Source organism: Actinomycetota bacterium, from assembly GCA_018333515.1.
Classification (GTDB): Bacteria; Actinomycetota; Aquicultoria; order Aquicultorales; family Aquicultoraceae; genus Aquicultor.
This window is the reverse complement of record JAGXSZ010000013.1, coordinates 77,082-89,250: the sequence shown is the minus strand read 5'-3', so window position 1 is coordinate 89,250 and position 12,169 is coordinate 77,082. Positions and strand designations below refer to the sequence as shown.

8 protein-coding genes are annotated in these 12,169 nt (G+C 58.2%); all 8 read right to left on the bottom strand.

Annotation, left to right across the window (positions count from 1 at the left end; translation table 11 throughout):
• Positions 1-1,323: FAD-dependent oxidoreductase (locus KGZ93_03605; GenBank protein MBS3908701.1), on the bottom strand; the 1,323-nt coding region annotated here is incomplete at its 3' end.
• A 192-nt stretch (positions 1,324-1,515) separates the two neighbouring features.
• Positions 1,516-2,868: an acetyl-CoA decarbonylase/synthase complex subunit gamma gene (locus KGZ93_03600; GenBank protein MBS3908700.1), complete on the bottom strand. Its 1,353-nt coding sequence runs from the start codon at positions 2,866-2,868 to the stop codon at positions 1,516-1,518.
• A gap of 114 nt (positions 2,869-2,982) precedes the next feature.
• Positions 2,983-5,190 (bottom strand): CO dehydrogenase/CO-methylating acetyl-CoA synthase complex subunit beta, encoded by a 2,208-nt coding sequence (gene cdhC, locus KGZ93_03595; GenBank protein MBS3908699.1) that lies wholly within the window; start codon positions 5,188-5,190, stop codon positions 2,983-2,985.
• On the bottom strand, positions 5,183-7,123 hold the full coding sequence (gene cooS / locus KGZ93_03590; GenBank protein MBS3908698.1) for an anaerobic carbon-monoxide dehydrogenase catalytic subunit: 1,941 nt from the start codon (positions 7,121-7,123) through the stop codon (positions 5,183-5,185). The genes cdhC and cooS overlap by 8 nt, the downstream gene beginning before the upstream one ends.
• Positions 7,124-7,205: 82 nt before the next feature.
• Positions 7,206-8,147, bottom strand: coding sequence for an acetyl-CoA decarbonylase/synthase complex subunit delta (locus KGZ93_03585; GenBank protein MBS3908697.1), 942 nt, complete (start codon positions 8,145-8,147; stop codon positions 7,206-7,208).
• 133 nt (positions 8,148-8,280) lie between these two features.
• Positions 8,281-9,150 (bottom strand): bifunctional methylenetetrahydrofolate dehydrogenase/methenyltetrahydrofolate cyclohydrolase FolD, encoded by an 870-nt coding sequence (gene folD, locus KGZ93_03580; protein MBS3908696.1) that lies wholly within the window; start codon positions 9,148-9,150, stop codon positions 8,281-8,283.
• Positions 9,151-9,166: 16 nt separating this feature from the next.
• A complete protein-coding gene (locus KGZ93_03575; protein MBS3908695.1) occupies positions 9,167-9,928 on the bottom strand; it encodes an AAA family ATPase in 762 nt (253 codons plus the stop codon).
• A gap of 128 nt (positions 9,929-10,056) precedes the next feature.
• On the bottom strand, positions 10,057-12,021 hold the full coding sequence (locus tag KGZ93_03570; GenBank protein MBS3908694.1) for a DUF4445 domain-containing protein: 1,965 nt from the start codon (positions 12,019-12,021) through the stop codon (positions 10,057-10,059).
• Positions 12,022-12,169: the final 148 nt, after the last annotated feature.

The following is a 12,169-nucleotide window of genomic DNA, read 5'->3' as shown; positions in this document are numbered from 1 at the left end:
AAGCCTGCCGATAGCGAGCGGCTCGGGCACGACAACCGCGCCGGCGGTGCCGGTGGTCAAAAAACGCTCGATGGCGGTGGCGGCGTGGTGCGCGTTTCGCATCGCCGCGACGGCGGAACCGGGGCCGGTGACGACCTCACCGGACGCGAAGACGTTCGGGAGGTTGGTCTTGAGGGTTAGCGCATCCCACTCGATGCGGCCGCGCTCGTCGACCTCGAGCGAGGTCCCGGTAAAGCCGTTCATATCGGCGCCCTGGCCGATGGCGAAGACCACATTGTCCGCCTCGATTCCGAGAATCTCGTTCTCGTCATAGGCCGGGTTGAAGATGCCTTTTTCGTCGAAGACGCGCGAGCAGCGCTTAAAGCTTATCGCCGACACCTTGCCGTCCTCGACCCTTATCTCTTTCGGGCCCCAAGAGGGGTTGATAATTATACCTTCTTCGCGCGCTTCGCCCAGCTCCCAGCTGAACGCCGGTATCTCGTCCTCGCACTCGAGGCAGCAGAGACTGACCTCCTCGGCACCCATACGCTTCGCCGAGCGCGCCACGTCGAACGCGACGTTGCCGCCGCCGATGACGACGACCCGCTTGCCGATGACGGCGTTATCATTGAAGTTGGCCTCTTTTAAGACCGGCAGCGCCAAGAGGACGCCGTCGGCGTCGTGGCCGGGTATCGGGATACCCCTGCTCACCGTGAGGCCGATGGCTATAAGGACCGCGTCGTAGTCTTTGGCGAGGTCGTCGAAGGCGACGTCCCTGCCGATGGCGGTGTTCGTCTTAATCGTCACCCCGAGCGACTCGATAGCCGCGACATCCCGCGCGACAACCTCTTTTGGGAGGCGGTATTTGGGAACGCCGGTATATATCGCGCCGCCGCAGGCGTCGTTTTGCTCGTAGATTGTGACATCGAAGCCGTCCTTGGCCAGGTCGTAAGCGGCGGTCAATCCGGCGACGCCGCCGCCGATGATGGCGACCCGCTTGCCCCGCGTCTTCGGAACCGCGTCCGAGGCGGGTTCATCCGCGCAGACATCCGATGCAAAACGTTTGATGGCCCTGATGTTTACCGCGCCCTCCACGTCGTTGCGACGGCACTCGCCCTCGCACGGGTGGTGACAGATGCGTCCAAGCGAGCCCGGCAATGTGCAGCGCTCCCGCACCGCTTCCAGCGACTCCTTGAACCTGCCCTGGGCAACAAGGCTCACAAACGACTGGATATCCGCGTTGACCGGGCACGCGCTTGCGCACGGCGGCTTGAGCGGCTGGTCTTTTATCCATGTCTCAAAGGCTTCGCTCTGAGAATTTACGTTCGTAGCTTCACTCGCCATAGTAGCAACCTTTCCTCTACTCACTACTACAAAAAAGATGATTGATCGAAGAATATTAATTGTCGAATTGCAAATCGCTCGACTCCCCAATAATTTGCAATTCTCAACTATTACGCCGCAACCGAGATGACATTAGTGGGTTAGTGATCGGCTTATCGCTAACCCACTAATGGTTCGTCCCTCATATGTAAACTAAACCGTAACCGTCTGAAAACTCTTCAGGAAGGCCGGGATATCGGCCGCTTCACGCGGGCCGACGACTATCTTCCAGCCCTGGAGTTCTTCTTCGAGTTCGCCGCTTATCTGTGCGACATAGCCCGGAATAACGACGGTCTTATGCTTGATCTTTTCGAGAATGTCGCTCTTGTTGACGAAGGCGGCGATTCTCTCCGGCACGAATTTGCCGGCCGCCCACGCGGTAAGCGTCGAGAGGCCGTCGACATCGACGATACCGAGCCACGCCGGCATCTTGCTTCCTTCAACCTCGCTCGAAACGATGAAATATGTAAGCGAGAAGTTGGTAGTGACCAGGAACGGCGAGTCCTCGGTCGGGTTGTTTATCGGGTAGACGCCCTGATCGACCTGCATCGGACGCTGCGGGTCTGTATATACGTTCTGCCTCAAGACGTAGAGGGCATAGGCCTTCTCTGGGCTGAGGTCTTTGAGCACCATGATACCGCCGTACTTGATGGTGTAGACGGCCGCGTGGACGGTCTCCATCATATCGTCCGCTGTCTCCTCGGCGGGGAACGTTATAGTCGGATACCCGAACGGGCGCTGTTTCTTCTTGAGAGCCAGGCGCCGCGTAAAGACCAGGTTCTGGAAGGTCTCTTTTAGGGTGCGCGTACCCATATCGATGACGAGGTCTTTAAGGCCCATGCCGGCGAGTTTCGTCGTCAACTCGGCCAGCTCATCGAGGGAGGCCGGTTTGACGGCGAGCGGAGCGCCGTATTTCTTGGCAAGCGCCGCCATCGCGTCGAGGTTGTCGGCGGTCGCCGCATGGAGCAATGGTTTTACGGGGCCGGCGGCCGACATCGCGGCATCTATAGCCGCCGCGTCCGCCATTAAAACAAGCGGGTATGAGATGCCCGCCATTACTTTTTTCACCATATCGCTAAAGGTGCTCGCGTCACCCGAAGAGTTCTTGACCGCGACTAGGTCGGCGCGCAACGTCTGGCCGACACGCTCATAGGTAGCCTCCTTTAGCGCGGCTAGTTTCGCGTCGACGGCCGCGCCGTCTTCCGTATCCTCAACAAGGAGTGCCAGGCCCGGCGGGTTAAAGAAGGTCTTCTCGTGCCTGTGCATTACGAGTTCCTCACCAATCTTGAGCGCGTATTCACCCTCACCTATCGTCACACCGCGCATCGGAGGCGCGGACGCCTCGGAGAGCAGTGCTTTTGCTTCCTCACTAACGTGCGGGCACTGTTCGAGAGAAGCGCCGCCGGCGGCAAGCTTCATCGCGAACGCCAAACAGGTGGGAATCCCACACTCGCCGCAGTTAGTCTTTGGGAGCTGTTTAAAAATATCCATTCCGGTTAAAGCCACATTCACTCACCTCCACAAAGGTTAATCGTTCATTCGGCCATACGGCCATCGCTAGAAAAAAATCACGCGGAGCGGGGCGCGGCAAAGCGCCCCGCCTCCCGCGTCGAGTCTATATTAGCCGAGCATATCCAACGCGAGCGCCGGATGGTTCTTGGACTTCGCAAACGTCATGACATCTTCCATGGTGAGCGCATTCGTCTCATCCGCTATCTTGTTGAGAAAGTCGGGGTCGCCGACGCGCTCCGCTTGCCCTTCGAGGATACCGGCGAGCTGTTCTTTAAGCTCTTTCGGCATCCATACGACGCGGGCGAAACCGCCGTCGGCCGATAGGAATTTCGGGCTGCCGAGGAAGTACTTTCCAACGCCGGCCATACCCGGGTTTTGCAGACCGCCGCCGACAAGGCCCGCCATGGTCGAGAAGGTCATACCGAACGGGGTCTGGCCCGCATAGTCGCGGTTGACGACCATGAAGCCGCTTCTGACATCTCCGGTATCCTCGTCGACGAGCGGCAGATGGGCGATGATGGCCTCGAAGCAACCGCAGGAGGTCATCGGGTTCTCCATCATGGAGTAGGCATAGAGCCTCTGGATAGCGCCGTTCGACGCGCGTGCGAGATACTCGTTGATCCCCGCCCACTCGCCTTTTTCCTCGTTTAGGGTCTCGCCCTTGAGGACAGGCTGGTTCGGGCCGGTCGGGTTGATCTCGAAGGATGCCTTGCCGTCGAGCCAGTTGTAAGCGCCGCACAGACCCAGGCGCTGCGGTGTGATGATGCAGAGGTGGGTCGGGGCGAACGACTGGCAGAGCGTGCAGCTGTAGAACGTATCGACGTTCTCGTCGGTCAAGCCCGAGACGCGCTCATCGCGGTCGTGATACTCCTTGCGGGCTATCTCGAGCAGTTCGTGGACTTTTTCGGCTTCGGTGTAGATTGTCACCTGGACCTTGTCGACGATTGCCGGGAACTCGTTGAGTATCTTGGTGTGCAGGATGCGGCCGATGTCGGCGAGTCCGAAGCCTTTTTCGACGGCTTTCTTGCCGACGCGAATCCACATAACATCACGCTGAGAGACGTGCATGACGCCCTCCGCCCCGTTGATGAGATGGTGTATCTGGCGCTCGAGAATCGGCTCGAAGTCTTTTTGCATCTTGCGGCCGGCGACATCGACGACGATTGCCATCGGGTACGCCTTCTTCTCTTCCATGTCTTTAAGGTCGGGACCGACAAGCTCTATCTTGTTGTCCTCTACCTCATCCATATCTTTCATCTGCAGAAGCTCGAATGCTTCGCTCTTGGAGCCGCCGAACTCGCAGTAGAGATCATCCTTACGGATACGCTCACCCTCGAAGGCCGCGCCGTAGGCGACCGGAATCGGCACCTTGTCGATTTTGATCTTCAAGCCGCGAACTTCGATTGCTTTCTGGATGATGTCCTCAAACGGCACGTTTGCGACGACATGCTCGTAGGTACAGACACCGGTCGGAAGTATTTCCGGGATATTGGTGTCGGCGATTGCCGGGAAACCATAGTTGATGGCGCCGGCGGCCGCCGCGTATTTGACCGGGTCGACTTCACCGAGTGCGACGACGAACGCGAAGACGCGGTTCTTGTTGTAACGAAGGGTTCTCTCATAATCGCCCGGCTGGACACCGCCGAAGGCCATAGCGGCCCTGGTGGCGAAACCAATCGAGTAGATATGCCCGTAGACGTGCGGGTCGAACGGGACGAGACGGGTATCCCAACCGATTTCCACGCCGCCCTCGACGAGCTGGTCGGCGAAGCATACGCCGTCGGTCGAGCCGGCGATAAAGGTATAGAGGTTCTTCTGCTGCAGGTCGCGAGCCATAGAAACGGCCTGTTCAACGCTGGGGGCGGCGCCGACTATCGCGGCAAAACCCGGAGCCGAACCATCCACGAACTCGACGCCTCGGGCGCGCATGATGACATCATCGGCGGCGCCGACGTAGAGGTCGGTCACGGGCGCGTCACCGATGCCGATGTAGCGAAGCGCCATTATCATCTCGGCGCCGAAGAGCGTCGCGATGCCCGCATCCAGAGTACCGCCGAGGTACGGGAGCCACAGGCTCTCGCTCGGCTCCTCCGGAAGGAGGTCCTTCGCGATTTTGAGAACTTTCTCCATATCGGAGACTTTCTCGACCTTCTCACCGGTCAACGCGTAGATGACCGGGAGAAAGTAGCCGGTATTCGGGAACGCTACTTCATGATTCGCGCCTTTAGAATCGATAGCCTCTTTAATCTTCGCTTCCGCGAGATTGACGGTCTCATGCGCGCCCCTGATAGCTGAGGTTGCAATAATCTTAGACATTCAGTTCCCTCCTCATCTCCATATCGAAGAGGACTCTTTCTTTCTGGGTATCGATACCCAGAGCTTTTCTCTTCGCTTGAATCTTGTTGACCGTCGCTTCGAGAATCTCCTCTTTTGTCGGGTAGAATTCAAACGTCGCGCCGAACTTCTCTTTAAAGCCCTCGGTCGTGAGGCTCATCATCTCTGTGCTCGCGCGATACGGCGCCCCGACGCCGCCGAAGATGACATCCGCGCCGCTGGCGACACAGTAGAGTGCGATGGTGAGCGCTTTCTCCGAATACCACTCGGGAGCCATGCCGACTGCCGGCAGGTCGCTTACGTCTTCGCCAAGGCCGCCTTCGGCGACGATCTCGTTGAGGACGGTGAGTATGCGGCTGTTGTCGACGCAGGAGCCGAGATGGAGTACCGGCGGGATACCGACGGTCTCACAAATCTCCTTGAGACCCGGGCCTGCCATCTCCATCGTCTCGGGCGTCAGATAGCCGGCTTTTGCGGCGCCTTGCGCGGCGCAACCGGTCACGACGACGAGAATATCACGTTTAATAAATTCCTCAATGAGGAACCTATGTGAATCGTCGTGCGTGGTACGCGGGTTGTTGCACCCGACGATGGCCGCCGCACCCTGGATACGGCCGCTGATGATGGCGTCATTTAGCGGACGGAACGAGCCGCGGAACTTGCCGCCGAGCATGTATTTGATGTACTCGTGGCTGAAGCCGGCGACCATCGGTTTCTTGTGGTCGGGGATGAAGACTTCGCCCTTGCGGTTCGCGAAGTTATCGACCGCCGCCTTGACGATGGTCTTGGCGGTCTCTATCGCGTTGTGCTCATCGAACTGGATGTGCTCGGCGCCGGTCATCAACGCGCGCTCATTGGTCGTGATTACTTTGGTATGGTACTTCTCGGCGATCTCGACGAGACCCTGGAAGACGCACTGGACGTCGACGATCATCGCATCGACGACACCGGTCGCGATAGCGAGTTCCTGCTGGAGAACGTTACCGGCCGGGCCAACGCCGCGACGCATCAAGACCTCGTTGCCGGTACAGCAGATACCGCCGAGCGTGATGCCCTCGGCACCCTTGCTCTTGGCATACTCTATCATCTCCGGGCTGGTCGCAAGGTCGACGATCTTCTCCGAGAGAAGCGGCTCGTGGCCGTGGAGGATAATATTTACTTCTTTCTCTTTCAAAATACCGAGATTCGCCTCTGCGCGAAGCGGCTTCGGCGTGCCGAACATGATATCCGATAGGTCGGTCGCCATCATGGAGCCGCCCCAGCCGTCAGCGAGCGCGCAGCGGATCGACGACATCAGGATATGCTCGGCATCCTGGTCGGTTCCGGCGTGTGTCTGGTGCATGAGCTGCACGACCTCGCGGTCGAAACCGCGCGGGAAGATTTGAAGCTCGTCCCAGATTTTCTTGCGCTTCTCGGTGGCACGTTTGACGTACATCATCGGGGTGCCGTCTTGTTTGCCGTACTCCGCGAGTGCGGCCTCGCCGAGAGCGATAGCGACCTCTTGGACGGTCTTGCCTTCGGTCTCGATACCGAAATGGCCTGCAACCACCATCAATTTTGTTTCGTCTTTGATTCCGTAGCCCGGCGCCTCACCTTTAGCGGCGGCGAGGAACGTCATAGCTACCGCACGACCATGGTCCGCGTGTGCGGACGCACCGGCGGCGACGGAGCGCGCGAGATTACGGGCGGCGACGGTGTGCATAGTCGCACCGCAGACACCGGTTTTTTCTCTGCCGTTTTTGCTTTTTCCGCCAAGGCGGCATGGGCCCATGGCGCAAATCCGGCAGCAGCTTCCTTCGGAGCCGAAGGTACAAGCCCTCATCTCCTCGGCTCGGCTGAACATGGTCGACATGTCGCCGATTTTCTCCAGCATCTCGATTGTCGCCGGATCCACGCTTCTGATCTTGTCTGACATAATCTCTCCTTACTTTCGATCTAGTGATCTTTGCGGCCCGACTTCGGTCGGCCGCGTGCTTCCCTAACTGATACTTACTATCTTAAACCATTAGCTCCGAGATGGTCTGCTTGATAAGCTTGACCGCCTCCGGGTGCCTCATGATGAGCAAATCCGCTCCGGCCATCATAACGGAGACCGCGGTCAGCGTCTCCCAGAGGATGCCGCGCTTTTTCTGGTCGCCCCACTGCGGCGCCTCTTCCCGCGTGATTTTGGCCTCTTTGGCCTTCCATACCTCTTTGCCGAGGTTGCTGATGGTCGGCGATTGGAGCATGTTGTCGTTCTGGGTCAGCGCCGCGAGTTTGATGCGCTCGTTGACCGAGAAACAGTACTCGAGACCGTATCCGAGAGCGCCGGTCGACGGGTCGACAAGAAGGTTCTCGACAGGCACTCCGAGGTTGCTCATGAGAATATTGAGCTGCTTAGCCATGTTGACGTCGATCGGGGTCTCGCCCGCTACCTTCGCATTAAAGCCCATCGCCGCGGCGGCGACCGATTTGTAGTTATCCTCGACGGCCGGGCCGATGACGACATTTTTGCCCTGAGTCGCCTCGGCTACCGCTTTCAAGACTTCGCTATCTTTGTCCGCATTACCGCTGCCGTAGATGATTAGCGGAATCTTCACCGCGTCCATAACAGCCTTGACGGTCGCGACCGCGTCCTCAGCGCTCCTGTTTGCGCCGTTCGGGTCGGTCCCGGCGAGCTGCAAGCATATCATGTCCGCGCCGAACTCGCTCTCGCACCTCTTCGCCCACGCGACCGGGTCTCCCCATACGTCGCCGAGGACCGCTTCTAACTCCTCGGCCCAATCGGACGGCGCGGTATCAAATACCTCCATCGCGATTTTTGGCCCGTTGGGAATGTTGCCTTCAAATCCGTAAAACGGCAGTGTGTTCTCGCCACCGACGGCCACTTGGGTATCGGAACCCAAGACTAATTCCCTGATCTTACCGGTGTATGATTCAGTCGGTGCCTGAATTGCCATATGTTCTCCCCCTTCTTCGAAACTTCCTCTTATAGTCTATATGTGCCGCACCCATCGCGGGCGCCGATTACGCGAGCGTTGTGCGCAACCCTTGCCGCAAAAGCACCGGGTTCGCACCCGGTCGTGCCCCTCGCTATGCAAGAACCGGGACGCCGGCGCGGCGTCTTGCCGAGTTTACCGTGTTGTACATCAACATGGCAATGGTCATCGGGCCCACTCCGCCCGGAACCGGGGTTATGGCGGAAGCCTTCCGCGAGACCGCCTCAAAATCGACGTCGCCGCGGAGTTTGCCGGTATCGAGGCGGTTAACGCCGACATCGATTACGACGACGCCGTCTTTTACCATATCCGCGGTGATCATGTTCGGGCGCCCCGTCGCGACGACGAGAACATCCGCGCGGCGGCATACCTCGCCGAGGTCTTTCGTCTTCGAGTGGCAGACGGTGACGGTAGCGCTCTCCTGCAGGAGCATCAGCGCGACCGGCTTGCCGACGATGTTGCTCCGGCCCACGACGACAGCCTCGGCTCCCGCAAGCTCAACGTTAGACCTCTTTAGCAGGTGGATAACGCCATACGGGGTGCAAGGCTTGAAGCCCTCTGTCCCAATTACTAAACGGCCGACGTTTACCGGATGAAACCCGTCGACGTCTTTGTCGGGATTGATAGCCGCGATGACCTTGTTCTCGTCTATCTGTTTGGGCAGCGGCAACTGAACGAGAATACCGTCGACTTCCGGGTCGTTGTTTAACTTCTCAACGAGGTCGAGCAACTCTTGCTCGGATGCTTCCGCCGAAAGGACAAACTTCTTCGATACGAGCCCCAGCTCTTCACAGGCTTTCTCTTTTTGGCCGACATAGACCTTAGATGCCGGGTCCTCTCCGACCAGAACCACCGCGAGACCCGGAGTAACACCGGTTTCCGCCTGGAGCTTCTTTACCTCTTCGACAAGCTCAGCCCGGATTTGGGCCGAAATAGCTTTACCGTCAATAATTTTAGCCGTCATTCACATTCCTCCTCGGTTAGATGTCCAACTTGCCAAGTATATTGTCTATTGCCTGCACCGCAGGCGAACTCTCGGGGATCTTGACCGCCGGGATACGGTTGAGCGCATGCTCGAAGACGGTGTCGTCGAGCGGGACCGTCCCCAAGACATCCAGGTTTTGGCTCTCCGCCTCTTCCATCAGGCGGGCGGGGAGTTCCCCGTTGACTCTATTGATAATGAGACCGACTTGCTTCACGCTTACTTCCATCTCTTTAGCTAAATCGCGAATCCGGGCCGCAGTCATTATCCCTATCGGGCTCGGCTCGGAGACCAGGAGCAGCAGGTCTATCTTTTGCGTCGTGCGCCGGCTCAAGTGCTCCATTCCGGCTTCGTTGTCGATGACCACATACGGGTAGTTCTTCGCGAGTATCTCGATGTAGCGCCTGAGCATATTGTTTGCGGCGCAATAACATCCGGGCCCCTCCGGGCGACCCATGACCAGAAGGTCGAATCCGGTGCTTTCGACGACTGTATCCTGGAGCAAATATTCCATATACATATCTTTGGTCATGCCGGCCGGAACCTCGTTGGCCCCGATTTTAACCTTCAGTTCCTCGCGCATCCCGCCGATGGTCGAATCGACCTCTACGCCGAGCTGCTCGTTTAAATTTATGTTAGCGTCCGCGTCGACCGCAAATACCGGCGTCTTCCCCGTTCGCAGGAGATGACCGATGATCATACTCGTCAATGTCGTCTTTCCTGTGCCGCCCTTACCGGCGACCGCGATTGTAAAACTCAAAACTCAACACCTTCCGCTTGCTACACATGCAGCTAAATTAAAACCCCGCCCGCTGGTATACTCTACCAATTTCCGCGGCCTCAACTTGAGATTACGGCCTCTGAACTCAAATCTCAACAACCAAGCCCTTAGCGAACATCTCGGCTGCCGTAGACGCCGCTACGCTCTTTGACTCTCCGCGCCGTCAACGGAAACGCGCCGATATCGGTGTGCGGCAGAAACAACGCCGAGACATAATTATCCATGAAGCCGGGGTGTGTGCTCAACTCCAGGTAAGTCATCCGTTGCGCGATATCCTTAGCCGAACGGCGCGCGGACTGCGACAGGAGCACCAGATGCGCGCCCATCAGAGAGCCGTTACCGACATACATCACTTGTTCTTCTGTGAACTCGGGGAGCAGGCCTATGGTAATCGCTTGGTCAAGCTCCAAGTAGCGCCCGAAACCACCGGCTATAAGCACCCGCTCAATCGCTTCCACCGGCATCTCCATCGAATCCAAGAGCGTAGTGATGCCGGCGTATATCGCACCCTTGGTGCGGATGAGGTTGTCGATGTCGGCCTCGGTGATGACAATATCCTCTTTCGTTGCAGACTCGTCGGCCCAGACGAGCACATACTCGCCCTGGCCTCCGCCTTCGCGGATTCTCGGGTGCCCAAGCTCGAGTTTGAACTTGCCCTTTTCGTCGATGATGCCGGTCAAGAAGAGCTCCGCCAGCGCGTCTATCAGGCCCGAGCCGCAAATACCCTTCGGTTTGGTCTGGCCGATCGTCAAAATCATCGGCTCGAGCGTTTCGGTGCTGATACGGACCGTCTCTATCGCGCCTTTTACCGCACGCATGCCGTGCTTGACCGAACCGCCCTCGAAAGCCGGGCCCGCCGAGCACGCGCAGGAGAGGAGCCATTCATCATTGCCGAGCGCCATCTCGCCGTTGGTGCCGACATCTATATAGAGGGTGAGTTTATCCGTCTTATACACACCCGATGCCAAAAGGCCTGAGGTGATGTCGCCGCCCACGTAGCTCGCCCGTCCCGGGATACAATAGACCCGGGCGCCGTCGGCGATCTTTACGCCGAGATTGGACGCTTTAACCGTGGGGGTAAAGTTAACCGTTGGAATATAAGGTTCCTCGCGGATGTAGCGAGAGTTGATTCCGTAGAAGAGTTGGACCATCGTCGTGTTGCCGGCGGCGACCATGTAGACGATATCATCCCGCTCAACGCCGGTTTTATCGAGGAGCCTGTCTATGAGGCCGTTTATCGTTTGGACTACCAGCGCCTGCAACCTCTCAAGCCCGTCGCTCTTGAGCGAATAGACGATGCGCGATATTATGTCTTCGCCACTGCTGACCTGGGCGTTATATTCAGACACCCTTCCAAGCGATTCCCTGGTATTGAGGTCGATAAGCTCGACATAGACCGAGGTGGTGCCGATGTCGACCGCCAGCCCGTAATGCGTTCGCGAGCGGTCGCCCAAATCGAGCCGGATAAGGCGCGGGCATTCGCCGTCGGCGCCCTCCATGATGGTCGCGGTGACCTTCCAGTCGGCTTCGCGAAGCCTTACCGCCATCCGCCGCAGGCAGTCGAGGTCGACCGTAAAATCTCCTACCTGATAGGTCCGCGCCAACTCACGCTTGAGTCTTTCGAGGTCGCTGAGATTGTCTTCGAGTGTCGGCGGCGCGATTTCGATGTAGTACCTGTGTGTCGCCGGTTCTAATTCGAAATCGCCGAAGAGTTCGCTCAGGTCTTTGCTGGTCAAGACCGACCCGCGGCTGACCGGTCGGTGCTCTCTCTCGAGGGCCGCCCCGCCGTCGCCCATCTGGGTCTCGACCGGTACGCGCACTTCTATGTCGCTTTTGACTTGCGTAGTGCACGCAAGCACGTAGCCCTGCTCGATTTGCTCGGGTGTGAGTTTCGCGGTCGCATGTTTGATTACCTCACCCTTGTCGACGACGACACGACACTTTCCGCAGGTGCCGGTCCCGCCACAAGATGCATTTATATGAACCCCGGCCAGCATCGCCGCCCGGATAATGTTTTCCCCTTCTTCTACTTCGACTCCTCGGTTGTCGGGGTAGAAATAAACCTTAGGCATATTGAAACTTACCGACTTTCTACTGCTGAATTCAAACTTTTTGTAAAGCTCCCGTCACAGCTCGAGCCCCGCTAGAGTGCGGCTATTGACTTAAAAACCTCGACCCGGTGACAAGTTTTGCTTGGGCGGGCTCCCATGGGCCCGCCCA